This is a genomic window from Pseudomonas sp. FSL W5-0299 (assembly GCF_005930655.1).
Classification (GTDB): Bacteria; Pseudomonadota; Gammaproteobacteria; order Pseudomonadales; family Pseudomonadaceae; genus Aquipseudomonas; species Aquipseudomonas mandelii.
Genome location: NZ_RXHX01000020.1, coordinates 74,974 through 101,389, shown reverse-complemented (window position 1 = coordinate 101,389; position 26,416 = coordinate 74,974). Strand labels below are relative to the sequence as shown.

Here is a 26,416-nt window from a genome sequence, read left to right as displayed (position 1 = left end):
ACCACCCGATGCGGTGGCGCAAACCATGGGGTTTGCACGATTTTCTGGCTGCTCCCGTCGGGAGGGGCCAAACAAGCAGGTGACCAAGCTGGGGAACGCTGATGGCTTACTCATATACTGAGAAAAAACGTATCCGCAAGGACTTTAGCAAGTTGCCGGACGTCATGGATGTGCCGTACCTCCTGGCCATCCAGCTGGATTCGTATCGTGAATTCTTGCAAGCGGGAGCGACTAAAGATCAGTTCCGCGACGTGGGCCTGCATGCGGCCTTCAAATCCGTTTTCCCGATCATCAGCTACTCCGGCAATGCTGCGCTGGAGTACGTCGGTTATCGCCTGGGCGAACCGGCATTTGATGTCAAAGAATGCGTATTGCGCGGTGTGACTTACGCCGTACCTTTGCGGGTAAAAGTGCGCCTGATCATTTTCGACAAAGAATCGTCGAACAAAGCGATCAAGGACATTAAAGAGCAAGAAGTCTACATGGGTGAAATCCCCCTGATGACTGAGAACGGTACCTTCGTAATCAACGGTACCGAGCGTGTAATCGTTTCCCAGCTGCACCGTTCCCCGGGCGTGTTCTTCGACCACGACCGTGGCAAGACGCACAGCTCCGGCAAACTGCTGTACTCCGCGCGCATCATTCCTTACCGCGGTTCGTGGCTGGACTTCGAGTTCGACCCGAAAGACTGCGTGTTCGTGCGTATCGACCGTCGTCGCAAGCTGCCTGCATCGGTACTGCTGCGCGCGCTCGGCTATACCACTGAAGAAGTGCTCGACGCGTTCTACACCACCAACGTTTTCCACCTGAGCGGCGAAACCCTCAGTCTGGAACTGATTGCTTCGCGTCTGCGTGGTGAAATCGCTGTTCTTGATATTCAGGATGAGAAGGGCAAGGTCATCGTTGAGGCTGGTCGCCGTATTACTGCGCGCCACATCAACCAGATCGAAAAAGCCGGTCTCAAGACCCTGGAAGTGCCTCTGGACTACGTCCTGGGCCGCACTACCGCCAAGGCCATCGTGCATCCGGCAACCGGCGAAATCCTGGCAGAGTGCAACACCGAGCTGAACACCGAGATCCTGGCGAAAATCGCCAAGGCCCAGGTTGTTCGCATCGAAACTCTGTACACCAACGATATCGACTGCGGTCCGTTCGTTTCCGACACCCTGAAGATCGACTCCACCAGCAACCAATTGGAAGCGCTGGTCGAGATCTATCGCATGATGCGTCCAGGCGAGCCGCCAACCAAAGACGCTGCCGAGACTCTGTTCAACAACCTGTTCTTCAGCCCTGAGCGCTATGACCTGTCTGCGGTCGGCCGGATGAAGTTCAACCGTCGTATCGGTCGTACCGAGATCGAAGGTTCGGGCGTGTTGTGCAAAGAAGACATCGTCGCGGTACTGAAGACTCTGGTCGACATCCGTAACGGTAAAGGCATCGTCGATGACATCGACCACCTGGGTAACCGTCGTGTTCGCTGCGTAGGCGAAATGGCCGAGAACCAGTTCCGCGTTGGCCTGGTACGTGTTGAGCGTGCGGTCAAAGAGCGTCTGTCGATGGCTGAAAGCGAAGGCCTGATGCCGCAAGACCTGATCAACGCCAAGCCAGTGGCTGCGGCGGTGAAAGAGTTCTTCGGTTCCAGCCAGCTTTCCCAGTTCATGGACCAGAACAACCCGCTGTCCGAGATCACCCACAAGCGTCGTGTGTCTGCACTCGGCCCTGGCGGTTTGACTCGTGAGCGTGCTGGCTTTGAAGTTCGTGACGTACACCCGACTCACTATGGTCGTGTATGCCCGATTGAAACGCCGGAAGGTCCGAACATCGGTCTGATCAACTCCCTGGCAGCCTATGCGCGCACCAACCAGTACGGCTTCCTCGAGAGCCCGTACCGTGTGGTGAAAGACGCTCTGGTCACCGACGAGATCGTGTTCCTGTCCGCCATCGAAGAAGCTGATCACGTGATCGCTCAGGCTTCGGCCACGATGAACGACAAGAAAGTCCTGATCGACGAGCTGGTAGCTGTTCGTCACTTGAACGAATTCACCGTCAAGGCGCCGGAAGACGTCACCTTGATGGACGTATCGCCGAAGCAGGTAGTTTCGGTTGCTGCGTCGCTGATCCCGTTCCTTGAGCACGACGACGCCAACCGTGCGTTGATGGGTTCGAACATGCAGCGTCAAGCTGTACCAACTCTGCGCGCTGACAAGCCGCTGGTCGGTACCGGCATGGAGCGTAACGTAGCCCGTGACTCCGGCGTTTGCGTCGTGGCTCGTCGTGGTGGCGTTATCGATTCCGTCGACGCCAGCCGTATCGTGGTTCGAGTTGCTGATGACGAAGTTGAAACCGGCGAAGCTGGTGTCGACATCTACAACCTGACCAAGTACACCCGCTCCAACCAGAACACCTGCATCAACCAGCGTCCGCTGGTGCGTAAAGGTGATCGGGTTCAGCGTAGCGACATCATGGCCGACGGTCCGTCCACCGATATGGGTGAGCTGGCTCTGGGTCAGAACATGCGCATCGCGTTCATGGCATGGAACGGCTTCAACTTCGAAGACTCCATCTGCCTGTCCGAGCGTGTGGTTCAGGAAGATCGCTTCACCACGATCCACATTCAGGAACTGACCTGTGTGGCGCGTGACACCAAGCTTGGGCCAGAGGAAATCACTGCAGACATCCCGAACGTGGGTGAAGCTGCACTGAACAAGCTGGACGAAGCCGGTATCGTTTACGTAGGTGCTGAAGTAGGCGCAGGCGACATCCTGGTTGGTAAGGTCACTCCGAAAGGCGAGACCCAGCTGACTCCGGAAGAAAAACTGCTGCGTGCCATCTTCGGTGAAAAAGCCAGCGACGTTAAAGACACCTCCCTGCGCGTGCCTACCGGCACCAAGGGTACCGTCATCGACGTACAGGTCTTCACCCGCGACGGCGTTGAGCGTGATGCTCGTGCACTGTCGATCGAGAAGACTCAACTCGACGAGATCCGCAAGGACCTGAACGAAGAGTTCCGTATCGTTGAAGGCGCCACTTTCGAACGTCTGCGTTCCGCTCTGGTCGGCCACAAAGCCGAAGGCGGCGCCGGCCTGAAGAAAGGTCAGGACATCACCGACGAAGTTCTCGACGGTCTTGAGCATGGTCAGTGGTTCAAACTGCGCATGGCTGAAGATGCTCTGAACGAGCAGCTTGAGAAGGCTCAGGCCTACATCGTTGATCGCCGCCGTCTGCTGGACGACAAGTTCGAAGACAAGAAGCGCAAACTGCAGCAGGGCGATGACCTGGCTCCAGGCGTGCTGAAAATCGTCAAGGTTTACCTGGCAATCCGTCGCCGCATCCAGCCGGGCGACAAGATGGCCGGTCGTCACGGTAACAAGGGTGTGGTCTCCGTGATCATGCCGGTTGAAGACATGCCGCACGATGCCAATGGCACTCCGGTCGACGTCGTCCTCAACCCGTTGGGCGTACCTTCGCGTATGAACGTTGGTCAGATCCTTGAAACCCACCTGGGCCTCGCGGCCAAAGGTCTGGGCGAGAAGATTAACCGGATGATCGAAGAGCAGCGCAAAGTCGCTGAGCTTCGTAAATTCCTCGACGAGATCTACAACCAGATCGGCGGTCGTAACGAAGATCTGGATAGCTTCTCCGACCAGGAAATCCTGGATCTGGCGAAGAACCTGCGTGGCGGCGTTCCAATGGCCACTCCAGTGTTCGACGGCGCCAAGGAAAGCGAAATCAAGGCCATGCTGAAACTGGCAGACCTGCCAGAAAGCGGCCAGATGCAGCTGACCGACGGCCGTACCGGCAACAAGTTCGAGCGCCCGGTTACTGTTGGCTACATGTACATGCTGAAGCTGAACCACTTGGTAGACGACAAGATGCACGCTCGTTCTACCGGTTCGTACAGCCTGGTTACCCAGCAGCCGCTGGGTGGTAAGGCGCAGTTCGGTGGTCAGCGTTTCGGGGAGATGGAGGTCTGGGCACTGGAAGCATACGGTGCTGCTTACACTCTGCAAGAAATGCTCACAGTGAAGTCGGACGATGTGAACGGCCGTACCAAGATGTACAAAAACATCGTGGATGGCGATCACCGTATGGAGCCGGGCATGCCCGAGTCTTTCAACGTGTTGATCAAGGAAATTCGTTCCCTCGGCATCGATATCGATCTGGAAACCGAATAACACGTGACGCGAATCGAGAGCGGGGCAGGATTGCCCGCTCTCTGCTCCGCCAGGAGGAAAGGCCTTGAAAGATCTACTGAATTTGCTGAAAAACCAGGGTCAAGTCGAAGAGTTCGACGCCATCCGTATTGGATTGGCATCGCCTGAGATGATCCGTTCGTGGTCGTTCGGTGAAGTTAAAAAGCCGGAAACCATCAACTACCGTACGTTCAAACCTGAACGTGACGGCCTGTTCTGCGCCAAGATCTTTGGCCCGGTAAAGGATTACGAGTGCCTGTGCGGTAAGTACAAGCGCTTGAAGCACCGTGGCGTAATCTGCGAGAAGTGCGGCGTTGAAGTCGCGCTGGCTAAAGTTCGTCGTGAGCGCATGGCGCACATCGAACTGGCCTCGCCAGTTGCCCACATCTGGTTCTTGAAATCGCTGCCGTCGCGTATCGGCTTGCTGATGGACATGACCCTGCGTGATATCGAACGCGTTCTCTATTTCGAGAGCTATGTCGTTATCGATCCAGGCATGACCACCCTTGAAAAAGGTCAGCTGCTCAACGACGAGCAGTACTTCGAAGCGCTGGAAGAGTTCGGCGACGATTTCGATGCCCGCATGGGTGCCGAAGCTGTCCGTGAACTGCTGCACGCTATCGACCTGGAACACGAGATTGGCCGTCTGCGCGAAGAAATTCCGCAAACCAACTCCGAAACCAAAATCAAAAAGCTGTCCAAGCGTCTGAAGTTGATGGAAGCCTTCCAGGGTTCCGGCAACCTTCCGGAATGGATGGTGCTGACCGTTCTGCCGGTTCTGCCGCCAGATCTGCGTCCACTGGTCCCGCTGGATGGCGGTCGCTTCGCGACTTCCGACCTCAACGATCTGTATCGTCGAGTGATCAACCGTAACAACCGCTTGAAGCGTCTGCTCGATCTGTCCGCTCCGGACATCATCGTGCGCAACGAAAAGCGTATGTTGCAGGAAGCTGTCGATGCACTGCTCGACAACGGTCGTCGTGGCCGCGCTATCACCGGTTCGAACAAGCGTCCTCTGAAATCCCTGGCTGACATGATCAAGGGTAAGCAAGGTCGTTTCCGTCAGAACTTGCTCGGTAAGCGTGTTGACTACTCCGGTCGTTCGGTAATTACCGTAGGTCCGACCCTGCGTCTGCACCAGTGCGGTCTGCCGAAGAAAATGGCCCTCGAGCTGTTCAAGCCGTTCATCTTCGGCAAGCTGGAAATGCGTGGTCTCGCTACCACCATCAAAGCTGCCAAGAAGATGGTCGAGCGCGAGCTGCCAGAGGTTTGGGACGTTCTCGCTGAAGTGATCCGTGAACACCCGGTTCTCCTCAACCGTGCACCGACCCTTCACCGTCTGGGTATCCAGGCGTTTGAGCCGGTACTGATCGAAGGTAAGGCTATCCAGCTGCACCCTCTGGTCTGTGCTGCGTACAACGCCGACTTCGACGGCGACCAAATGGCCGTGCACGTACCGCTGACACTGGAAGCCCAGCTGGAAGCGCGTGCGTTGATGATGTCGACCAACAACATTCTGTCGCCAGCCAACGGTGAGCCAATCATCGTTCCGTCGCAGGACGTTGTATTGGGTCTGTACTACATGACTCGTGAAGCGATCAACGCCAAAGGCGAAGGTCGTGTGTTCGCGGATCTGCAAGAAGTTGACCGTGTGTTCCGTGCCGGCGAAGCCGCGCTGCACGCCAAGGTCAAAGTGCGGATCAACGAAACCGTCAACGATCGTGATGGTGGCAGCGTCAAGAACACCCGTATCGTCGACACCACTGTCGGCCGTGCGCTGTTGTTCCAGGTTGTTCCACCTGGCCTGTCATACGACGTCGTCAACCAGCCGATGAAGAAAAAGGCGATCTCCAAGCTGATCAACCAGTGCTACCGCGTGGTTGGTTTGAAAGAGACCGTGATCTTCGCTGACCAGTTGATGTACACCGGTTTTGCTTATTCGACCATCTCCGGCGTTTCCATCGGTGTTAACGACTTCGTTATCCCGGATGAAAAAGCCCGCATCATCGGTGCTGCTACCGACGAAGTGAAAGAGATCGAAAGTCAGTACGCCTCCGGCCTGGTAACCCAGGGCGAGAAGTACAACAAAGTGATCGACCTTTGGTCCAAGGCGAACGACGAAGTTTCCAAGGCGATGATGGCCAACCTCTCGAAAGAGAAAGTCATCGACCGTCATGGCGTCGAAGTCGACCAAGAGTCCTTCAACTCGATGTACATGATGGCCGACTCGGGCGCACGGGGTTCTGCTGCGCAGATCCGTCAGCTCGCCGGTATGCGTGGCCTGATGGCCAAGCCGGACGGTTCCATCATCGAAACGCCGATTACTGCGAACTTCCGTGAAGGTTTGAGCGTACTTCAGTACTTCATCTCCACTCACGGTGCTCGTAAAGGTTTGGCGGATACCGCGTTGAAAACTGCGAACTCCGGTTACCTGACTCGTCGTCTGGTAGACGTGGCGCAGGATCTGGTTGTGACCGAGATCGATTGCGGCACCGAACATGGCCTGGTAATGACTCCGCACATTGAAGGCGGTGACGTTGTCGAGCCGTTGGGTGAGCGCGTATTGGGTCGTGTCATTGCTCGTGACGTGTTCAAGCCAGGTACCGAAGAAATCATCGTTCCTGCCGGCACGCTGGTAGACGAGAAGTGGGTCGAGTTCATCGAGCTGAACAGCATCGACGAAGTGATCGTGCGTTCGCCGATCAGCTGCGAAACCCGCTATGGCATTTGCGCCAAGTGCTACGGCCGTGACTTGGCTCGTGGTCACCAGGTGAACATCGGTGAAGCGGTCGGCGTTATCGCTGCCCAGTCCATCGGTGAGCCGGGTACCCAGCTGACCATGCGTACGTTCCACATCGGTGGTGCGGCAAGCCGGACCTCCGCAGCTGATAGCGTTCAGGTGAAGAATGGCGGTACCGTCCGTCTGCATAACCTGAAACACGTTGAGCGAGTGGATGGTTGCCTGGTTGCTGTGTCCCGTTCCGGTGAGCTGGCGATCGCTGATGACTTCGGTCGTGAGCGCGAGCGTTACAAGCTGCCGTACGGTGCTGTGATTTCGGTTAAAGAAGGTGACAAGGTCGACGCTGGCGCAATCGTGGCCAAGTGGGATCCGCACACTCACCCAATCGTTACCGAAATGAAAGGTACCGTGACCTACGTGGGCATGGAAGAAGGCATCACGATCAAGCGTCAGACTGACGAATTGACCGGTATGACCAACATTGAAGTACTCGACGCCAAAGACCGTCCAGCTGCCGGTAAAGATATCCGTCCTGCTGTGAAGATGGTTGATGACAATGGCAAGGATCTCTTGCTGCCGGGTACCGACGTAATTGCTCAGTACTTCCTGCCTGCTAACGCCCTGGTCGGTGTAGCGGACGGCGCGAAAATCGCGATCGGTGATGTTATCGCTCGTATTCCGCAAGAGACTTCGAAAACCCGTGACATCACCGGTGGTCTGCCGCGTGTTGCCGACTTGTTCGAAGCCCGTCGTCCGAAAGAAGCCTCGATTCTGGCTGAAGTCAGCGGCACCATCGCGTTCGGTAAAGAGACCAAAGGCAAGCGCCGTCTGGTCATTACCCCGAACGACGGTAGCGATCCGTATGAAGAGCTGATTCCGAAGTGGCGTCACCTGAACGTCTTCGAAGGCGAACAGGTAAACCGCGGCGAAGTTATCTCCGACGGCCCAAGCGATCCACACGACATCCTGCGTCTGCTGGGTGTGAGTGCGCTGGCCAAGTACATCGTGAACGAGATCCAGGACGTTTATCGTCTGCAAGGCGTGAAGATCAACGATAAGCACATCGAGACCATCCTGCGTCAGATGCTGCGTAAAGTTGAAATCGCTGAATCCGGCGATTCCAGTTTCATCAAGGGCGACCAGATGGAATTGACTCACGTTCTGGTAGAGAACGAGCGTCTGGCTGGCGACGAGAAATTCGTTTCCAAGTTCACTCGCGTGCTGCTGGGTATCACCAAGGCGTCGTTGTCCACCGAATCGTTCATCTCGGCGGCTTCCTTCCAGGAAACCACTCGCGTACTGACCGAAGCGGCGGTAACCGGCAAGCGCGATTACCTGCGCGGCCTGAAAGAAAACGTAGTCGTGGGTCGTCTGATCCCGGCCGGTACCGGTCTGGCTTATCACAGCGAGCGCAAGCGCCGCCGTGATGCTGACAAACCGTTGCGCGTTAGCGCCAGTGAAGTGGAAGCTGCACTGACCGAAGCACTGAACTCGAGCGGTAACTGAGTTCTGCGGTAAATGAGTGTGGGGCCCCGGTCGTTCCGTTCATCGAATCGAGACAATTTGTCGAGGTTGGATGAGCGGGGAGGTCGGGGCCTTGCCTTGACTGGGGACAAGATCCTCTTTAGACTCTTGTACCCCTAAATTTGGCGGGAATTCGTTCCTGCCATTTTGCTTTTCTTGCAAGACAATAGCGTCGCAAGACAACAGTGGAGCTAGTAGATGGCAACTATCAACCAGCTGGTACGTCAGCCGCGTAAGCGTATCGTCGAGAAATCCGACGTGCCTGCGCTGCAGAACTGCCCGCAACGTCGTGGCGTATGCACCCGTGTGTATACCACCACGCCGAAAAAACCTAACTCGGCACTGCGTAAAGTATGCCGTGTGCGTCTGACCAACGGTTTCGAGGTTTCCTCGTACATCGGCGGTGAAGGCCACAACCTGCAAGAGCACAGCGTGGTACTGATCCGCGGCGGTCGTGTAAAAGACTTGCCAGGTGTTCGTTACCACACCGTACGCGGTTCTTTGGATACTTCCGGCGTTAAAGGTCGTAACCAGGGTCGTTCGAAGTACGGTACCAAGAAGCCTAAGTAGTAGCGGCTTTTTGTAAGAACTGATTTTCTATTTTTCTGAGTCGATAAGAGTAAGGTCGGAGGCGTCCCGAAAGGGCACCGATTCCGAGCGAACCTGAAGACCGTTTGAGGGCTTATCCATGCCAAGAAGACGCGTAGCAGCCAAGCGCGAAGTGCTTGACGATCCAAAATACGGCAGCCAGATCCTGGCCAAGTTCATGAACCACGTAATGGAAAGCGGCAAGAAAGCCGTTGCCGAGCGTATCGTTTATGGCGCGCTGGAAAAGGTTAAAGAACGCAAGAACAGCGATCCCCTGGAAATCTTCGAGAAAGCTCTCGACGCCATCGCTCCGCTGGTCGAAGTAAAGTCGCGCCGTGTAGGCGGTGCTACTTACCAGGTTCCGGTCGAAGTTCGTCCGTCCCGTCGTAACGCTCTGGCAATGCGCTGGTTGGTAGACTTCGCCCGTAAGCGCGGCGAGAAGTCTATGGCTCTGCGTTTGGCTGGCGAACTGTTGGACGCTGCTGAAGGCAAAGGTGCTGCAGTTAAGAAGCGTGAAGACGTGCACCGTATGGCTGAAGCCAACAAGGCTTTCTCGCACTACCGCTTCTAATTTTAGCGTCACTAATTTTGCGAGGGCTTTATGGCTCGTACTACACCGATTAATCGCTACCGTAACATTGGTATCGTTGCTCACGTGGATGCTGGTAAAACCACCACCACCGAGCGCGTCCTTTTTTACACTGGCAAAAGTCACAAAATGGGCGAGGTGCATGACGGCGCCGCGACCACAGACTGGATGGTGCAGGAGCAGGAGCGTGGTATTACCATTACTTCTGCTGCTATTACCGCCTTCTGGCAGGGTTCCGAGAAGCAGCACAAAGACCAGTATCGCTTCAACGTCATCGACACCCCGGGCCACGTTGACTTCACTATTGAAGTTGAACGTTCCTTGCGTGTTCTCGACGGCGCGGTCGTTGTGTTCTGCGGCACCTCGGGTGTTGAGCCTCAGTCGGAAACCGTATGGCGTCAGGCCAACAAGTACGGCGTTCCACGTCTTGTTTATGTAAACAAGATGGACCGTGCTGGTGCGAACTTCCTGCGCGTGATCGGTCAGATCAAACAGCGTCTGGGTCACACCCCGGTTCCAATCCAGTTGGCTATCGGTTCCGAAGACAACTTCCAGGGTCAGATCGACCTGATGGCTATGGAAGCTGTTTACTGGAATGATTCTGACAAAGGCATGGTTCCAGTTCGCAAGCCTATCCCTGCAGAACTGCAGGAACTGGCTGACGAATGGCGCGGCAATATGGTTGAAGCTGCGGCTGAAGCCAGCGAAGAGCTGATGAACAAGTACCTCGAAGGTGAAGAACTCACCAACGCGGAAATCAAGGCCGCTCTGCGTCAGCGTACTATCGCTGGTGAGATCGTTCTGGCTGTTTGCGGTTCTTCCTTCAAGAACAAGGGTGTTCCCCTGGTTCTCGACGCCGTGATCGACTACCTGCCTGCTCCTTCCGACATTCCTGCCATCAAGGGTACAGACCCGGATGACGAGACCAAGGAAATGGAGCGTCACGCAGACGACAGCGAGCCGTTCTCGGCTCTGGCGTTCAAGATCGCTACCGACCCATTCGTGGGTACCTTGACCTTCGTTCGAGTTTACTCGGGCGTGTTGGCCTCCGGCGACGGCGTGATCAACTCGGTTAAAGGCAAGAAAGAGCGTGTGGGTCGTATGGTGCAAATGCACGCAAACGCCCGTGAAGAAATCAAGGAAGTACGCGCTGGTGACATCGCGGCCTTGATCGGCATGAAGGACGTCACCACTGGTGAGACTTTGTGCAACGCTGACAAGCCAATCATCCTGGTTCGCATGGACTTCCCGGAGCCGGTTATTTCGGTTGCCGTAGAGCCTAAGACCAAGGATGACCAGGAAAAAATGGGTATCGCTCTGGGCAAGCTCGCTCAGGAAGATCCATCTTTCCGCGTCAAGACTGATGAAGAGACTGGTCAAACGATCATCTCCGGCATGGGCGAGTTGCACCTGGACATCCTGGTTGACCGGATGCGCCGTGAGTTCAACGTCGAAGCCAACATCGGTAAGCCACAAGTTTCGTACCGTGAGCGCATCACGAAGAGCTGCGAAATTGAAGGCAAGTTCGTTCGTCAGTCCGGCGGTCGTGGCCAGTTCGGTCACTGCTGGATTCGTTTTGCTCCTGCTGACGAAGGTCAGGAAGGTCTGCAATTCCTGAACGAAGTAGTGGGTGGTGTGGTTCCTAAGGAATACATCCCGGCTATCCAGAAGGGTATCGAAGAGCAGATGAAGAACGGCGTTGTGGCCGGCTATCCGCTAATCGGCCTGAAGGCTACCGTGTTTGATGGTTCTTACCACGACGTCGACTCCAACGAGATGGCGTTTAAGGTGGCTGCTTCCATGGCAACCAAGCAACTGGCCCAGAAGGGCGGTGGTGAGTTGCTTGAGCCGATCATGGCGGTAGAGGTTGTTACACCTGAAGACTATATGGGTGACGTGATGGGCGACCTTAACCGTCGTCGCGGCATGATCCTGGGTATGGAAGACACGGTCTCCGGCAAAGTAATTCGTGCTGAGGTTCCGCTGGGCGAGATGTTCGGTTATGCAACTGACGTCCGTTCCATGTCCCAAGGTCGCGCAAGCTACTCTATGGAATTCAAAAAATACAATACGGCTCCGTCGCACATCGTCGAAACCGTTACCAAAAAACAAGGCTGATTCAGCCCCTTTAGGCTAGGAGTTAATTGTCGTGGCTAAAGAAAAATTTGACCGTACCCTCCCGCACGTCAACGTTGGCACCATCGGTCACGTCGACCACGGTAAAACCACGCTGACCGCTGCTCTGACTCGCGTCTGCTCCGAAGTTTTCGGTTCGGCCGTTGTTGCTTTCGACAAAATCGACAGCGCTCCGGAAGAAAAGGCTCGTGGTATCACCATCAACACCGCGCACGTTGAATACAACTCGCTGATCCGTCACTACGCTCACGTTGACTGCCCAGGTCACGCTGACTACGTGAAGAACATGATCACCGGTGCTGCTCAGATGGACGGCGCTATCCTGGTTTGCTCGGCCGCTGATGGTCCGATGCCACAAACCCGTGAGCACATCCTGCTGTCCCGTCAGGTTGGCGTTCCGTACATCGTTGTCTTCCTGAACAAGGCTGACATGGTTGACGACGCTGAGCTGCTGGAACTGGTTGAGATGGAAGTGCGCGACCTGCTGAGCACTTACGACTTCCCAGGTGACGACACTCCGATCATCATCGGTTCGGCTCTGATGGCTCTGAACGGCCAAGACGACAACGAAATGGGCACCACTGCCGTTCGTAAGCTGGTTGAGACTCTGGACAGCTACATTCCAGATCCAGTTCGCGTTATCGACAAGCCGTTCCTGATGCCAATCGAAGACGTATTCTCGATCTCCGGTCGCGGTACTGTTGTAACTGGCCGTATCGAGCGCGGTATCGTCAAGGTTCAGGATCCACTGGAAATCGTTGGTCTGCGTGACACTACCGTCACCACCTGCACCGGTGTTGAAATGTTCCGTAAGCTGCTCGACGAAGGTCGTGCTGGCGAGAACTGCGGCGTTCTGCTGCGTGGTACCAAGCGTGACGACGTTGAGCGTGGCCAGGTTCTGGTTAAGCCAGGTTCGGTCAAGCCGCACACCAAGTTCGAAGCTGAAGTCTACGTTCTGAGCAAAGAAGAAGGCGGTCGTCACACTCCGTTCTTCAAAGGCTATCGTCCACAGTTCTACTTCCGTACTACTGACGTGACTGGTAACTGCGAACTGCCGGAAGGCGTTGAAATGGTAATGCCGGGCGACAACATCAAAATGGTTGTCACCCTGATCAAGACCATCGCAATGGAAGACGGTCTGCGTTTCGCTATCCGTGAAGGCGGTCGTACCGTCGGCGCTGGCGTCGTAGCCAAAATCATCGAGTAAGCTCTTTTCGAGTTGGCTTTGATGAATTGAAAAAGCCCCCGCTTAGCGGGGGCTTTTTTATTGGGTTGACACCTATATGGGGCGTCTATAGAATTGCGCCTCCTTTTAACGGGCGTATTGCGCTCGGTGGGAATAGCAGCCGGAGTCTGAAATCCAATGCAAAATCAGCAAATCCGTATCAGGTTGAAGGCTTTTGACCATCGCCTGATCGACCAATCCACCCAGGAAATCGTGGAAACCGCGAAACGTACTGGTGCTCAAGTGCGTGGTCCAATTCCACTGCCTACCCGTAAAGAGCGGTTCACCGTTCTGGTCTCCCCGCACGTCAACAAAGACGCGCGTGACCAGTACGAGATCCGTACTCATAAGCGCGTACTGGACATCGTCCAGCCAACGGATAAAACCGTTGATGCTCTTATGAAGCTTGATCTGGCGGCCGGTGTGGAAGTACAGATCAGCCTCGGCTAAGACTCGGTCTTAGTCGTGTAACGCTCTGAAATGGGCGGCCATAGCGGGTGAAAGCCCCGTACACTCATGAGGTTTACAACATGACTATTGGTGTAGTCGGTCGTAAATGCGGTATGACCCGTATTTTCACCGAAGAAGGTGTCTCCATTCCGGTCACGGTCATTGAGATCGAGCCGAATCGCGTCACCCAGTTCAAAACTGAAGAGACCGATGGCTATCGTGCAGTGCAAGTCACTGTAGGCGAGCGTCGTGCTTCGCGTGTTACAGCTGCTCAAGCTGGCCACTTCGCTAAAGCGAACGTTGCCGCTGGTCGTACCGTAATGGAATTCCGCCTTGAAGAAGGCGAGTACCAGGCCGGCGATCTGATCAACGCTGAAATCTTCGCCGCTGGTCAACTGGTTGATGTAACCGGTCAGTCCAAGGGTAAAGGCTTCCAGGGTACGATCAAGCGTTGGAACTTCCGCGGGCAAGATAATACCCACGGTAACTCCGTGTCCCACCGCGTTCCAGGCTCTATCGGCCAGTGCCAGACTCCTGGTCGTGTATTCAAGGGCAAAAAAATGTCCGGTCATATGGGCGCTGAGCGCGTGACCGTGCAGTCCCTCGAAGTAGTGCGCGTGGACGCTGAACGCAATCTGTTGTTGGTCAAGGGTGCTGTTCCTGGCGCTACTGGCGGCAACTTGGTTGTACGTCCAGCAGCCAAGGCTCGCGGTTAAGGGGAAGCTGACATGCAATTAAATGTAAATGACGCTCAAGCGATCGAAGTTTCCGAACTGACATTTGGCGGCGAATTCAACGAGACGCTGGTTCACCAAGCAGTCGTGGCCTACATGGCCGGCGGCCGTCAAGGTAGCAAGCAGCAAAAGACCCGTTCCGACGTTCGTGGTGGCGGTAAGCGCCCATGGCGTCAGAAAGGTACTGGCCGTGCTCGTGCCGGTACTATCCGTAGCCCAATCTGGCGTGGCGGCGGTACCACTTTCGCAGCTCGTCCTCAGGATCACACCCAGAAGCTGAACAAGAAGATGTATCGCGCAGCAATGCGTTCCATCCTTGCTGAGCTGGTGCGTACTGATCGTCTGGTTGTGGTTCAGGACTTCGCTGTTGATGCACCGAAGACCAAAGATCTGCTGAACAAACTGACCGGCATGGGCCTGACTGACGTCTTGATCGTGTCTGAAGTAGTTGATCAGAACCTGTACCTGGCTGCTCGTAACCTGCCACACGTTGATGTACGTGACGTGCAGGGTTCCGATCCAGTTAGTCTGATCGCATACGACAAGGTGTTGATCACCGTGTCGGCCGTGAAGAAATTCGAGGAGCTGCTGGGATGAACCAGGAACGCGTATTTAAAGTTCTGCTTGGCCCGCACGTTTCCGAGAAGGCTACGGTTCTGGCTGACAAGAAAGGCCAGTTCGTTTTCAAGGTTGCAACTGACGCAACCAAGCTGGAAATCAAGAAGGCCGTCGAAAGCCTGTTCAGCGTGAAAGTAGAGCGTGTTACTACCCTGAATGTTCTGGGTAAGAGCAAGCGCACTGCTCGCGGTCTGGGCAAGCGTAATGACTGGAAGAAGGCAGTTATCTCCCTTCAGCCAGGCCAAGATCTCGATTTCAGCAGCAGTGCTGAGTAAGGAAGGGGTGCATCATGGCAATCGTTAAATGCAAACCGACTTCCCCTGGCCGCCGTTTTGTGGTCAAGGTGGTCAACCAGGAGCTGCATAAAGGCGCTCCTCACGCACCGCTGCTCGAGAAAAAATCGAAGACTGGTGGTCGTAACAACAATGGTCGCATTACCACTCGTCACATCGGTGGTGGCCATAAGCAGCATTATCGTCTGGTCGATTTCCGTCGCAACGACAAAGATGGCATCTCTGCCACTGTCGAGCGTATCGAATACGATCCAAACCGTACTGCTCACATCGCTCTGCTGCTGTACGCAGATGGCGAGCGTCGCTACATCATCGCCCCTAAAGGCGTGAGTGCTGGCGACCAGCTGATCGCAGGTGCTTTGGCGCCGATCAAGCCGGGCAACGCTCTGCAACTGCGTAACATTCCAGTTGGTAGCACCGTACACGGCATCGAATTGAAGCCAGGTAAAGGCGCGCAAATCGCTCGTTCCGCTGGTGCTTCGGCTCAGCTGATCGCTCGTGAAGGTGTCTACGTGACCCTGCGTCTGCGTTCTGGTGAGATGCGTAAAGTGCTGGCTGAATGCCGCGCGACCCTGGGTGAAGTCTCGAACTCCGAGCACAGCCTGCGTTCGCTGGGTAAAGCTGGTGCCAAACGCTGGCGTGGCGTTCGCCCAACCGTTCGTGGTGTTGCCATGAACCCGGTTGACCACCCACATGGTGGTGGTGAAGGTCGTACCTCTGGTGGTCGTCATCCGGTATCGCCATGGGGCTTCCCGACTAAGGGCGCGAAGACTCGTGGTAATAAGCGTACCGACAAAATGATCGTCCGTCGTCGCAAGTAAATAGAGGGATACGACAGTGCCACGTTCTCTGAAAAAAGGTCCTTTTATTGATCTTCACCTACTGAAGAAGATCGAAGTGGCGGCGGAAAAGAACGATCGCAAACCAGTTAAAACCTGGTCGCGTCGTTCGATGATCCTGCCACAAATGGTCGGTCTGACCATTGCAGTTCATAACGGTCGTCAACATGTTCCAGTTCTCGTGAACGAAGACATGGTCGGCCACAAACTAGGCGAGTTTGCCGGTACCCGCACATATCGTGGGCACGTGGCAGACAAGAAAGCCAAGCGTTAAGGGGTAAGGAACGATGGAAGTAGCCGCTAAGTTGTCGGGCGCTCGAATCTCCGCCCAGAAAGCCCGCTTGGTCGCCGACCAGATCCGCGGGAAGAAGGTGGGCGAAGCGCTCAACCTGTTGGCTTTCAGCAGTAAGAAAGCCGCCGAGATCATGAAGAAAGTGCTGGAGTCGGCCGTAGCCAACGCCGAGCATAACGAAGGCGCAGACGTTGATGACCTCAAGGTCAGCACCGTTTTCGTCAACGAAGGGCGTTCGCTGAAGCGAATCATGCCACGTGCCAAAGGCCGTGCTGATCGCATCGTCAAGCGGTCTTGCCATATCACTGTCAAGGTTGCTGACAAGTAACGGAGTCGAAGAGATGGGTCAGAAAGTACATCCCATTGGCATTCGCCTGGGAATCGTCAAGGAACACACCTCCGTCTGGTACGCAGACGGTCGGACTTATGCGGACTATTTGTTCGCTGATCTGAAGGTGCGTGAGTATCTCCAAGACAAACTAAAAAGCGCGTCCGTAAGCCGTATCGATATCCATCGTCCGGCTCAAACTGCACGTATCACCATCCACACCGCTCGTCCAGGTATCGTTATCGGGAAGAAAGGTGAAGATGTTGAGAAACTGCGTCAGGACCTGACCAAACAAATGGGTGTGCCTGTGCACATCAATATCGAAGAAATCCGCAAGCCGGAACTCGACGGTATGTTGGTTGCGCAGAGCGTAGCTCAGCAGCTGGAGCGTCGCGTAATGTTCCGTCGCGCTATGAAGCGCGCTGTACAAAACGCCATGCGCATTGGTGCCAAAGGCATCAAAATCCAAGTGAGCGGTCGTCTCGGCGGTGCTGAAATCGCACGTACTGAATGGTATCGCGAAGGTCGTGTGCCACTGCACACCCTGCGTGCCGACATCGACTATGCCAACTACGAAGCTCACACCACTTACGGTGTGATCGGTGTAAAGGTTTGGATCTTCAAAGGCGAAGTAATTGGTGGTCGCCAAGAAGAACTGAAACCACAAGCACCAGCGCCTCGTAAAAAAGCTGCTAAGTAAGGGGTACGCCAAATGTTGCAACCAAAGCGTACGAAGTTCCGCAAGCAGATGACAGGCCACAACCGTGGTCTGGCTCAGCGCGGTAGCAAAGTCAGCTTCGGCGAGTTCGCGCTGAAGTCTGTAGCTCGTGGTCGTCTCACCGCTCGTCAGATCGAGTCAGCGCGTCGTGCTCTGACCCGTCACGTTAAACGTGGCGGCAAGATCTGGATCCGTGTATTCCCGGACAAGCCTATTTCCAAAAAGCCACTCGAAGTTCGGATGGGTAAAGGTAAGGGTAGTGTGGAGTACTGGGTTGCCCAGATTCAGCCAGGCAAAGTCCTGTATGAAATCGAGGGTGTTTCTGAAGAGCTGGCGCGTGAGGCTTTTGCCCTGGCTGCTGCAAAGCTGCCGCTCGCCACCGCCTTTGTTAAACGGACGGTGATGTGATGAAAGCGAATGAACTTCGTGAAAAATCCGCACAGCAGCTGAACGAGCAACTGCTCGGCTTGCTGCGCGACCAGTTCAATCTGCGTATGCAGAAAGCAACTGGCCAGTTGGGGCAGTCTCATCTGCTCTCGCAAGTTAAGCGTGACATCGCTCGCGTGAAGACTGTGCTCAACCAGCAGGCAGGTAAGTAATCATGGCTGAAGCCGAAAAAACTGTCCGTACGCTGACTGGCCGTGTTGTCAGCGACAAGATGGACAAAACCATCACCGTTCTGATCGAGCGTCGCGTTAAGCACCCGATCTACGGTAAATACGTTAAGCGTTCGACTAAGCTGCACGCGCACGACGAAACCAATCAGTGCCACATCGGCGACAAAGTCACTATTCGTGAAACTCGTCCTTTGGCCAAGACCAAGTCTTGGGCGCTGGTTGATGTTCTCGAACGCGCTGTGGAAGTCTAAGGACTAGGGGTCGGAGAAATTATATGATTCAGACTCAATCCATGCTCGATGTGGCCGATAACAGCGGCGCTCGCCGTGTTATGTGCATCAAGGTGCTGGGTGGCTCCCATCGTCGTTACGCTGGTATCGGTGACATCATCAAAGTTACCGTCAAGGAAGCAATTCCTCGCGGTAAAGTGAAAAAAGGCCAAGTGATGACTGCTGTTGTAGTCCGCACTCGTCACGGTGTACGCCGTGCTGATGGCTCCATTATCCGCTTTGATGGCAACGCTGCTGTTCTTCTGAACAACAAGCAAGAGCCGATCGGCACCCGTATCTTTGGGCCAGTGACCCGTGAACTTCGTACTGAGAAGTTCATGAAGATCGTCTCGCTCGCCCCAGAAGTGCTGTAAGGAGATCCGACATGCAAAAGATTCGTCGTGACGACGAGATCATCGTGATCGCCGGCAAAGACAAAGGTAAGCGCGGTAAGGTGCTTAAGGTTCTCGCTAATAACCGTCTGGTTATTGGTGGTCTGAACCTGGTTAAGCGTCATACCAAGCCTAACCCGATGTCGGGCGTACAAGGCGGTATCGTCGAAAAAGAAGCTCCACTGGACGCTTCTAACGTCGCCATTTTCAACGGCGAAACCAACAAGGCTGACCGCGTTGGTTTCAAAGTAGAAGATGGCAAGAAAATTCGTGTCTTCAAGTCGACCCAAAAAGCGGTTGATGCTTGAACACTGCTAGGTAGAAGACCATGGCACGACTAAAAGAGATTTACTGGAAGGAAATCGCACCGAAGCTTAAGGAAGAACTTAAGCTTTCGAACGTGATGGAAGTTCCACGCGTTACCAAAATCACCCTGAACATGGGTCTGGGCGAAGCTGTCGGTGACAAAAAAGTCATCGAGCACGCTGTTGCCGACCTGGAAAAGATCACCGGTCAGAAAGTCGTTGTGACTTACGCTCGGAAATCCATCGCTGGCTTTAAAGTCCGTGAAGGTTGGCCGATCGGCGTCAAAGTGACTCTGCGCCGTGAGCGTATGTACGAGTTTCTGGATCGTCTGCTGTCGATCTCCCTGCCTCGGGTTCGCGACTTCCGCGGCCTGAATGCCAAGTCCTTCGATGGTCGTGGTAACTACAGCATGGGCGTTAAAGAGCAGATCATCTTCCCGGAAATCGACTACGACAAGATCGATGCTCTCCGCGGTCTGGACATTACCCTGACCACCACTGCCAAGAACGATGATGAAGGTCGCGCCCTGTTGCGTGCTTTCAAATTCCCGTTCCGCAACTGATTGGAGTAGGAAAATGGCCAAGATGAGCATGAAAAACCGCGAGCTGAAGCGTCAGCTCACGGTTGCCAAGTACGCCAAAAAGCGTGCAGCACTGAAAGCTATCATCGTTGATCTGAACGCAAGTCCAGAAGCACGTTGGGAAGCTACAGTAGCTCTGCAGAAGCAGCCACGTGACGCAAGCGCCTCGCGCATGCGTAACCGCTGCCGCCTGACCGGTCGTCCACACGGCGTTTACCGCAAGTTCGGCCTCGGCCGTAACAAACTGCGTGAAGCTGCAATGCGTGGTGACGTACCTGGTCTGGTTAAAGCCAGCTGGTAAGCACTATCAAAGTCTCGGTGTTCGGGATCGCAAGATCCTGACCACCGGTGACCTTGAACTTGAATCAAGCCCCTTTTGGGGCTTGATTCATTTGTGGGGTGTGTCTAGAATACCCGGCTCGCCTGAGCCCGTGCTTTTTCCGCATGGATGAGCTCGGCGACAAGTAGTAGCCGCAAGGCTAATTTTTTTGTATTAGGAGCGTCTAGCCCATGAGTATGCAGGACCCGTTAGCGGACATGCTAACTCGAATCCGTAATGCCCAGATGGCTGAAAAGTCCGTCGTAAGCATGCCATCTTCTACTTTGAAGGTAGCTGTTGCCAAAGTCCTGAAGGACGAAGGTTACATTGCGGGTTATCAGATCAGCAGCGAAATCAAGCCACTGCTGTCCATCGAGCTGAAGTACTTCGAAGGCCGTCCGGTCATCGAGGAAGTGAAGCGCGTTAGCCGTCCAGGCCTGCGTCAGTACAAGTCCGTCGATGATCTGCCAAAAGTTCGTGGCGGTCTCGGTGTGTCTATCGTCTCCACCAACAAAGGTGTGATGACGGATCGTGCTGCGCGCGCTGCCGGTGTCGGCGGCGAAGTTCTTTGCACTGTGTTCTAAGGGGGGATAAGCATGTCACGCGTCGCTAAGAACCCCGTTAAGCTGCCAGCCGGTGTCGAAGTAAAATTCGCAGGCCAACAGCTTTCGGTGAAGGGTGCCAAGGGCACTCTCGAACTGAACATCCATTCGTCCGTTGAGATCGTTGAAGAAGCTGGTGAGCTGCGTTTCGCTGCTCGCAATGGCGATCAACAAACTCGCGCAATGGCTGGTACCACTCGTGCGTTGGTAAACAACATGGTCCAAGGCGTAAGCCAAGGCTTCGAGCGTAAGCTCCAGCTGGTCGGTGTTGGTTACAAAGCGCAAGCAAAAGGCACAGTGCTGAACCTGGCTCTTGGCTTCTCGCACCCAGTGGATTATGAACTGCCGGAAGGCATCACCGCTGAGACTCCTAGCCAGACCGATATCCTGATCAAGGGCATCGATAAGCAGCTGGTAGGTCAAGTGGCCGCCGAGATCCGCGACTTCCGTCCACCAGAGCCGTACAAAGGCAAAGGTGTGCGCTACGCGGACGAAGTCGTCCGTCGTAAAGAAGCCAAGAAGAAGTAGGGCATAGCAAATGACCGACAAAAAAGTTACTCGACTGCGTCGCGCTCGCAAAGCACGCCTGAAAATGCACGAACTCGAAGTCGTGCGTCTCTGCGTGTTCCGCTCGTCGCAGCACATCTACGCCCAGGTCATTTCGGCCGACGGCAACAAAGTCCTGGCATCTGCCTCGACTTTGGATAAAGAACTGCGTGATGGCGCCACTGGCAACATCGACGCGGCCACTAAGGTTGGCCAGCTGGTCGCTACGCGTGCAAAAGCCGCTGGCGTCTCGCAGGTGGCTTTCGACCGCTCTGGCTTCAAGTACCACGGCCGCGTCAAGGCGCTGGCTGATGCTGCTCGTGAAGCTGGGCTGGAGTTCTAAGTTATGTCAAATAACGACCAAAAGCGCGACGAAGGCTACATTGAGAAGCTGGTTCAAGTTAACCGCGTAGCCAAAACCGTTAAAGGCGGCCGTATCTTCACTTTCACCGCGTTGACCGTGGTAGGTGATGGTAAAGGGCGTGTTGGCTTCGGCCGTGGCAAGTCACGTGAAGTGCCTGCTGCGATCCAGAAGGCAATGGAAGCTGCTCGTCGCAACATGATCCAAGTTGATCTGAACGGCACCACTCTGCAGTACGCAATGAAGTCCGGTCACGGCGCTTCGAAGGTGTACATGCAGCCTGCTTCTGAAGGTACCGGTATCATCGCTGGCGGCGCTATGCGTGCTGTCCTCGAAGTTGCTGGCGTTCAGAACGTTCTGGCCAAGTGCTACGGCTCGACTAACCCGGTAAACGTGGTTCACGCCACTTTCAAAGGTTTGAAAGCTATGCAATCTCCTGAATCCATTGCCGCCAAGCGTGGCAAAAGCGTCAAGGAGATCTTCTGATCATGGCTACCGTTAAAGTTACGCTGATCAAAAGCATGACCGGCCGCATCCCTAACCACAAACTGTGCGTTAAGGGTCTGGGTCTGCGTCGCATCGGTCACACTGTAGAAGTACTTGATACTCCCGAGAATCGCGGGATGATCAACAAGGCTTACTACATGCTGCGTGTCGAGGGTTAATCGATGAAACTCAATGATCTGAGTCCAGCGCCGGGTTCCCGTCGCGAAAAGCATCGTCCGGGCCGTGGTATCGGTAGTGGTTTGGGCAAGACCGGTGGCCGTGGCCACAAAGGTCAGTCCTCCCGCTCCGGTGGCACCATTGCTCCAGGCTTTGAAGGCGGTCAACAGCCGCTGCATCGTCGCCTGCCTAAGTTCGGTTTCGTTTCCCTGAAGGCCATGGACCGCGCAGAAGTGCGTCTGTCCGAGCTGGCTAAAGTGGAAGGCGACATCGTCACTGTGCAGTCCCTGAAAGATGCCAACGTGATCAACGTCAACGTACAGCGTGTGAAAATCATGCTGTCCGGCGAAGTTACTCGCGCTGTTACCATCGGAAAGGGAATCGGCGCCACCAAAGGTGCGCGTTCGGCTATCGAAGCAGCTGGCGGCAAGTTCGAGGAATAAATGGCTAAGCAAGGTGCTCTCTCTGCGCTCGGCAAAGGCGGTATGTCTGAACTCTGGGCTCGTCTGCGTTTTCTGTTCCTGGCGATTATCGTCTACCGAATAGGCGCACACATCCCGGTTCCAGGTATCAACCCGGACCGACTCGCGGACCTGTTTCGACAGAATGAGGGGACCATTCTTAGCTTGTTCAACATGTTTTCCGGCGGCGCGCTGGAGCGGATGAGTATCTTTGCACTGGGGATCATGCCGTACATTTCGGCATCGATCATCATGCAACTGATGACAGCCGTCAGCCCGCAGCTGGAGCAGTTGAAGAAGGAAGGTGAAGCTGGGCGTCGCAAGATTGCCCAGTACACCCGCTACGGCACTGTCGTCCTCGCTCTCGTTCAGGCAATTGGCATGTCCATTGGTCTGGCGGGGCAGGGCGTTGCGTTCACTGGTGACTTTGGCTTCCATTTCGTCGCGGTATCCACGTTTGTGGCTGGTGCGATGTTCATGATGTGGCTGGGTGAGCAGATTACTGAGCGTGGTGTTGGCAACGGTATCTCGATGTTGATTTTCGCAGGTATCGTCGCCGGTCTTCCGAGAGCGATCGGGCAGTCTTTCGAGTCTGCGCGTCAGGGTGATATCAACATTTTTGCCTTGGTTGCCATCGGTTTGCTGGCAGTAGCGATTATCGGTTTTGTGGTGTTCATTGAGCGTGGTCAGCGTCGTATTGCTGTTCATTACGCCAAGCGTCAGCAGGGTCGTAAGGTCTTTGCTGCGCAGACTAGCCACTTGCCGTTGAAGGTGAACATGGCCGGTGTTATTCCGGCCATTTTCGCGAGCAGCATTTTGCTGTTCCCGGCTTCGTTGGGTACCTGGTTCGGTCAGTCTGAAGGTATGGGCTGGCTGCAGGACATCTCGCAGTCGATCGCTCCTGGTCAGCCGTTGAATATTCTGCTGTTTAGTGCAGGGATTATTTTCTTCTGCTTCTTCTATACGGCGTTGATGTTCAATCCGAAAGACGTAGCGGAAAACCTGAAGAAGTCCGGTGCCTTTATTCCGGGCATCCGTCCAGGTGAGCAGTCTGCGCGCTACATTGATGGCGTTCTGACTCGTTTGACCCTGTTCGGTGCTCTATATATGACGGCCGTATGCCTGTTGCCCCAGTTCCTGGTGGTTGCAGCAAACGTTCCGTTCTACCTTGGCGGGACCTCGTTGCTGATCGTCGTCGTGGTTGTGATGGACTTCATGTCCCAAGTACAATCGCACCTCGTTTCGCACCAGTACGAATCCCTGATGAAGAAAGCCAACCTGAAGGGTTACGGCAGCGGCATGTTGCGCTGAGTACCCATAAGGTTCGAGGAGTTGGTGATGAAAGTTCGTGCATCGGTGAAAAAGCTGTGCCGCAACTGCAAGATTATTCGCCGCGAAGGTGTTGTTCGAGTAATTTGCAGCGCGGAACCGCGTCACAAACAGCGCCAAGGCTGAGTGTGATTGTGCTTCAAGCCCGGTAGCTAGTGCGCTACCGGGTTGATTATTTGTTATTACAGCGATATTATCTCGCGCCCTATTTCTTGGCTTCCGGGGCGTAGGTAGCTGTCAATTGGAGTCCCACTGAATGGCCCGTATTGCAGGCGTTAACATTCCAGATAACAAGCATACTGTTATCTCGCTGACCTACATCTATGGTGTTGGTCGCACTACTGCGCAGAAGATCTGTGCAGTGACTGGGGTAAACCCAGCCGCAAAGATCAAGGATCTGAGCGACGAGCAGATTGAACAGCTGCGTGGCGAAGTGGCGAAGTTCACCACTGAAGGTGACCTGCGTCGCGAAATCAACATGAAAATCAAGCGTTTGATGGACCTCGGTTGCTATCGCGGTCTGCGTCATCGTCGTGGTCTTCCAGTGCGCGGTCAGCGTACCAAGACTAACGCGCGTACCCGTAAAGGTCCGCGTAAGCCGATCCGCAAGTAATCGCCCCAGCGAATCGACAGGAAATTAATCATGGCTAAACCTGCTGCTCGTCCTCGTAAAAAAGTTAAAAAGACAGTGGTTGATGGCATCGCCCACATCCATGCATCTTTTAACAACACAATCGTGACCATCACCGACCGTCAAGGCAACGCTCTTTCCTGGGCTACCTCCGGTGGTTCGGGTTTCCGCGGTTCCCGCAAGTCCACCCCGTTTGCTGCTCAAGTAGCTGCTGAACGTGCTGGTCAAGCTGCGCTGGAATACGGTCTGAAAAACCTCGACGTTAACGTCAAAGGTCCAGGCCCAGGTCGTGAATCTGCAGTCCGCGCTTTGAACGGCTGTGGCTACAAGATCGCCAGCATCACCGACGTGACGCCAATCCCGCACAACGGGTGCCGTCCGCCGAAGAAGCGCCGCGTGTAATCCAGGAGATTGTAAAGAATGGCTCGTTACATTGGTCCAAAATGCAAACTCGCTCGTCGCGAAGGCACCGATCTCTTTCTGAAGAGCGGCGTGCGCGCGATCGAATCGAAGTGCAACATCGAAGCAGCACCTGGTATCCACGGCCAACGCCGCGGTCGCCAGTCCGATTACGGCACCCAACTGCGTGAAAAGCAGAAGGTCCGTCGTATCTACGGCGTTCTCGAGCGTCAATTCAGCGGCTACTACAAAGAAGCTGCTGGCAAGAAAGGTGCAACCGGTGAAAACCTGCTGCAACTGCTCGAATGCCGTCTGGACAACGTTGTATACCGTATGGGTTTTGGCTCTACTCGTGCCGAATCCCGTCAGCTGGTATCGCACAAATCCGTCAGCGTTAACGGTCAGACCGTAAACGTACCGTCCTACCAGGTTCGTGCTGGTGACGTGGTCGCGATTCGCGAGAAAGCAAAGAACCAACTTCGCATTGTCCAAGCTCTCGATCTGTGTGCCCAACGTGGCCGCGTAGAATGGGTAGAAGTAGACACTGAGAAGAAGTCGGGCGTTTTCAAGAACGTTCCTGCTCGCAGTGATCTGTCCGCCGACATCAACGAAAGCCTGATTGTCGAGCTCTACTCCAAGTAAGGGCTAGAAAATAGGTGCATCCATGCAGATTTCGGTAAATGAGTTCCTGACACCCCGCCATATTGATGTGCAGGTTGTCAGTCCAACCCGCGCCAAGATCACTCTCGAGCCTCTCGAGCGTGGTTTCGGCCACACCCTGGGCAACGCGCTGCGACGCATCCTGTTGTCCTCAATGCCCGGCTGTGCAGTAGTCGAGGCCGAGATTGACGGTGTGCTCCATGAGTACAGCGCCATCGAAGGCGTACAGGAAGACGTAATTGAAATCCTGTTGAACCTTAAAGGTCTGGCTATCAAGCTGCACGGTCGTGACGAAGTTACGCTGACCTTGTCGAAGAAGGGTTCGGGGGTGGTTACCGCTGCCGATATTCAGCTGGATCATGATGTCGAGATCGTTAACCCCGATCACGTAATCGCTAACCTGGCGTCTAACGGCGCCCTGAACATGAAGCTCACCGTAGCTCGTGGTCGTGGTTATGAACCGGCAGACTCGCGTCAGAGCGATGAAGACGAAAGCCGCAGCATCGGTCGCTTGCAGCTTGACTCTTCGTTCAGCCCGGTTCGCCGTATCGCATACGTGGTGGAAAACGCCCGTGTCGAGCAGCGTACTAACCTGGACAAGCTGGTTATTGATCTGGAAACCAACGGTACCCTGGATCCTGAAGAGGCTATCCGCCGCGCTGCAACCATTCTGCAACAGCAGCTGGCTGCGTTCGTCGACCTCAAAGGTGACAGTGAGCCAGTGGTTATCGAGCAGGAAGACGAGATCGATCCGATCCTGCTTCGCCCGGTTGACGATCTGGAACTGACTGTACGTTCGGCTAACTGCCTTAAGGCGGAAAACATCTACTACATCGGTGACCTGATTCAGCGTACCGAAGTAGAGCTGTTGAAGACTCCGAACCTTGGCAAGAAATCCTTGACTGAAATCAAGGACGTTCTGGCCTCCCGCGGTCTGTCCCTCGGCATGCGCCTCGACAACTGGCCGCCTGCAAGTCTTAAGAAGGACGACAAGGCGACTGCCTGATCGTCGTA

General features: G+C 54.9%; 33 protein-coding genes. All 33 read left to right on the top strand.

Going from position 1 to position 26,416, the window contains the following annotated elements:
* Positions 1-101 precede the first annotated feature (101 nt).
* The 33 genes from rpoB (at position 102) to FHL16_RS21705 (ending at position 26,408) form a co-directional block, all read left to right on the top strand.
* The gene (rpoB, locus tag FHL16_RS21865) at positions 102-4,175 is read left to right on the top strand and encodes a DNA-directed RNA polymerase subunit beta (RefSeq protein ID WP_010467260.1); all 4,074 of its coding nucleotides are present in this window, start codon (positions 102-104) and stop codon (positions 4,173-4,175) included.
* 64 nt (positions 4,176-4,239) lie between these two features.
* A complete protein-coding gene (gene rpoC / locus FHL16_RS21860) occupies positions 4,240-8,439 on the top strand; it encodes a DNA-directed RNA polymerase subunit beta' (protein WP_007896632.1) in 4,200 nt (1,399 codons plus the stop codon).
* A gap of 216 nt (positions 8,440-8,655) precedes the next feature.
* Complete coding sequence (gene rpsL, locus FHL16_RS21855) at positions 8,656-9,027, top strand: 30S ribosomal protein S12 (RefSeq protein ID WP_002555494.1); 372 nt, start codon at positions 8,656-8,658, stop codon at positions 9,025-9,027.
* A gap of 118 nt (positions 9,028-9,145) precedes the next feature.
* The gene (rpsG, locus tag FHL16_RS21850; RefSeq protein WP_002555493.1) at positions 9,146-9,616 is read left to right on the top strand and encodes a 30S ribosomal protein S7; all 471 of its coding nucleotides are present in this window, start codon (positions 9,146-9,148) and stop codon (positions 9,614-9,616) included.
* Between the two features lie 30 nt (positions 9,617-9,646).
* Positions 9,647-11,752, top strand: coding sequence for an elongation factor G (gene fusA / locus FHL16_RS21845; RefSeq protein WP_010467261.1), 2,106 nt, complete (start codon positions 9,647-9,649; stop codon positions 11,750-11,752).
* Positions 11,753-11,783: 31 nt separating this feature from the next.
* Positions 11,784-12,977, top strand: coding sequence for an elongation factor Tu (tuf, locus tag FHL16_RS21840; RefSeq protein ID WP_007896660.1), 1,194 nt, complete (start codon positions 11,784-11,786; stop codon positions 12,975-12,977).
* A 156-nt stretch (positions 12,978-13,133) separates the two neighbouring features.
* A complete protein-coding gene (rpsJ, locus tag FHL16_RS21835) occupies positions 13,134-13,445 on the top strand; it encodes a 30S ribosomal protein S10 (protein WP_003186070.1) in 312 nt (103 codons plus the stop codon).
* 80 nt (positions 13,446-13,525) lie between these two features.
* Positions 13,526-14,161 (top strand): 50S ribosomal protein L3, encoded by a 636-nt coding sequence (gene rplC, locus FHL16_RS21830; protein WP_003186059.1) that lies wholly within the window; start codon positions 13,526-13,528, stop codon positions 14,159-14,161.
* A 12-nt stretch (positions 14,162-14,173) separates the two neighbouring features.
* On the top strand, positions 14,174-14,776 hold the full coding sequence (rplD, locus tag FHL16_RS21825) for a 50S ribosomal protein L4 (RefSeq protein WP_007896707.1): 603 nt from the start codon (positions 14,174-14,176) through the stop codon (positions 14,774-14,776).
* A complete protein-coding gene (gene rplW / locus FHL16_RS21820) occupies positions 14,773-15,072 on the top strand; it encodes a 50S ribosomal protein L23 (protein WP_002555488.1) in 300 nt (99 codons plus the stop codon). Before rplD ends, rplW begins: the two co-directional genes overlap by 4 nt.
* A gap of 14 nt (positions 15,073-15,086) precedes the next feature.
* Positions 15,087-15,911, top strand: a complete 825-nt coding sequence (rplB, locus tag FHL16_RS21815) for a 50S ribosomal protein L2 (RefSeq protein ID WP_003176423.1) — start codon at positions 15,087-15,089, stop codon at positions 15,909-15,911.
* A gap of 16 nt (positions 15,912-15,927) precedes the next feature.
* Positions 15,928-16,203 (top strand): 30S ribosomal protein S19, encoded by a 276-nt coding sequence (gene rpsS, locus FHL16_RS21810; protein ID WP_002555486.1) that lies wholly within the window; start codon positions 15,928-15,930, stop codon positions 16,201-16,203.
* A 13-nt stretch (positions 16,204-16,216) separates the two neighbouring features.
* Entirely contained in the window at positions 16,217-16,549 is a 333-nt protein-coding gene (gene rplV / locus FHL16_RS21805) for a 50S ribosomal protein L22 (protein WP_003103908.1), read from the top strand.
* Between the two features lie 13 nt (positions 16,550-16,562).
* On the top strand, positions 16,563-17,249 hold the full coding sequence (gene rpsC / locus FHL16_RS21800) for a 30S ribosomal protein S3 (RefSeq protein WP_003176422.1): 687 nt from the start codon (positions 16,563-16,565) through the stop codon (positions 17,247-17,249).
* Positions 17,250-17,261: 12 nt separating this feature from the next.
* Positions 17,262-17,675 (top strand): 50S ribosomal protein L16, encoded by a 414-nt coding sequence (rplP, locus tag FHL16_RS21795; RefSeq protein ID WP_007896757.1) that lies wholly within the window; start codon positions 17,262-17,264, stop codon positions 17,673-17,675.
* Positions 17,675-17,866 (top strand): 50S ribosomal protein L29, encoded by a 192-nt coding sequence (gene rpmC, locus FHL16_RS21790; RefSeq protein WP_002555481.1) that lies wholly within the window; start codon positions 17,675-17,677, stop codon positions 17,864-17,866. Before rplP ends, rpmC begins: the two co-directional genes overlap by 1 nt.
* Before the next feature lie 2 nt (positions 17,867-17,868).
* The gene (gene rpsQ / locus FHL16_RS21785; RefSeq protein WP_003176419.1) at positions 17,869-18,135 is read left to right on the top strand and encodes a 30S ribosomal protein S17; all 267 of its coding nucleotides are present in this window, start codon (positions 17,869-17,871) and stop codon (positions 18,133-18,135) included.
* A gap of 23 nt (positions 18,136-18,158) precedes the next feature.
* Positions 18,159-18,527 (top strand): 50S ribosomal protein L14, encoded by a 369-nt coding sequence (gene rplN / locus FHL16_RS21780; RefSeq protein WP_002555479.1) that lies wholly within the window; start codon positions 18,159-18,161, stop codon positions 18,525-18,527.
* Between the two features lie 11 nt (positions 18,528-18,538).
* Complete coding sequence (rplX, locus tag FHL16_RS21775) at positions 18,539-18,853, top strand: 50S ribosomal protein L24 (protein ID WP_003176416.1); 315 nt, start codon at positions 18,539-18,541, stop codon at positions 18,851-18,853.
* Positions 18,854-18,873: 20 nt separating this feature from the next.
* Entirely contained in the window at positions 18,874-19,413 is a 540-nt protein-coding gene (gene rplE / locus FHL16_RS21770) for a 50S ribosomal protein L5 (protein ID WP_003176415.1), read from the top strand.
* A 13-nt stretch (positions 19,414-19,426) separates the two neighbouring features.
* Positions 19,427-19,732: a 30S ribosomal protein S14 gene (gene rpsN / locus FHL16_RS21765; protein WP_003176414.1), complete on the top strand. Its 306-nt coding sequence runs from the start codon at positions 19,427-19,429 to the stop codon at positions 19,730-19,732.
* A gap of 209 nt (positions 19,733-19,941) precedes the next feature.
* Positions 19,942-20,334, top strand: coding sequence for a 30S ribosomal protein S8 (gene rpsH / locus FHL16_RS21760; protein WP_003186040.1), 393 nt, complete (start codon positions 19,942-19,944; stop codon positions 20,332-20,334).
* A gap of 12 nt (positions 20,335-20,346) precedes the next feature.
* The gene (gene rplF / locus FHL16_RS21755; RefSeq protein ID WP_003176412.1) at positions 20,347-20,880 is read left to right on the top strand and encodes a 50S ribosomal protein L6; all 534 of its coding nucleotides are present in this window, start codon (positions 20,347-20,349) and stop codon (positions 20,878-20,880) included.
* A 10-nt stretch (positions 20,881-20,890) separates the two neighbouring features.
* Positions 20,891-21,241: a 50S ribosomal protein L18 gene (rplR, locus tag FHL16_RS21750; RefSeq protein WP_003186037.1), complete on the top strand. Its 351-nt coding sequence runs from the start codon at positions 20,891-20,893 to the stop codon at positions 21,239-21,241.
* 3 nt (positions 21,242-21,244) lie between these two features.
* On the top strand, positions 21,245-21,745 hold the full coding sequence (rpsE, locus tag FHL16_RS21745) for a 30S ribosomal protein S5 (RefSeq protein ID WP_007943782.1): 501 nt from the start codon (positions 21,245-21,247) through the stop codon (positions 21,743-21,745).
* A gap of 2 nt (positions 21,746-21,747) precedes the next feature.
* Positions 21,748-21,924 (top strand): 50S ribosomal protein L30, encoded by a 177-nt coding sequence (gene rpmD, locus FHL16_RS21740; RefSeq protein WP_003186033.1) that lies wholly within the window; start codon positions 21,748-21,750, stop codon positions 21,922-21,924.
* Positions 21,925-21,927: 3 nt separating this feature from the next.
* Positions 21,928-22,365: a 50S ribosomal protein L15 gene (gene rplO / locus FHL16_RS21735; RefSeq protein ID WP_010467269.1), complete on the top strand. Its 438-nt coding sequence runs from the start codon at positions 21,928-21,930 to the stop codon at positions 22,363-22,365.
* Positions 22,366-23,694, top strand: a complete 1,329-nt coding sequence (secY, locus tag FHL16_RS21730; protein WP_007896784.1) for a preprotein translocase subunit SecY — start codon at positions 22,366-22,368, stop codon at positions 23,692-23,694.
* A gap of 27 nt (positions 23,695-23,721) precedes the next feature.
* Positions 23,722-23,838, top strand: a complete 117-nt coding sequence (gene rpmJ, locus FHL16_RS21725; RefSeq protein ID WP_002555468.1) for a 50S ribosomal protein L36 — start codon at positions 23,722-23,724, stop codon at positions 23,836-23,838.
* Positions 23,839-23,968: 130 nt separating this feature from the next.
* Complete coding sequence (gene rpsM / locus FHL16_RS21720; protein ID WP_003186020.1) at positions 23,969-24,325, top strand: 30S ribosomal protein S13; 357 nt, start codon at positions 23,969-23,971, stop codon at positions 24,323-24,325.
* 30 nt (positions 24,326-24,355) lie between these two features.
* Complete coding sequence (rpsK, locus tag FHL16_RS21715) at positions 24,356-24,745, top strand: 30S ribosomal protein S11 (protein WP_002555466.1); 390 nt, start codon at positions 24,356-24,358, stop codon at positions 24,743-24,745.
* 18 nt (positions 24,746-24,763) lie between these two features.
* Complete coding sequence (rpsD, locus tag FHL16_RS21710) at positions 24,764-25,384, top strand: 30S ribosomal protein S4 (RefSeq protein ID WP_003210056.1); 621 nt, start codon at positions 24,764-24,766, stop codon at positions 25,382-25,384.
* Positions 25,385-25,406: 22 nt separating this feature from the next.
* Positions 25,407-26,408, top strand: a complete 1,002-nt coding sequence (locus FHL16_RS21705) for a DNA-directed RNA polymerase subunit alpha (RefSeq protein WP_003176403.1) — start codon at positions 25,407-25,409, stop codon at positions 26,406-26,408.
* Positions 26,409-26,416: the final 8 nt, after the last annotated feature.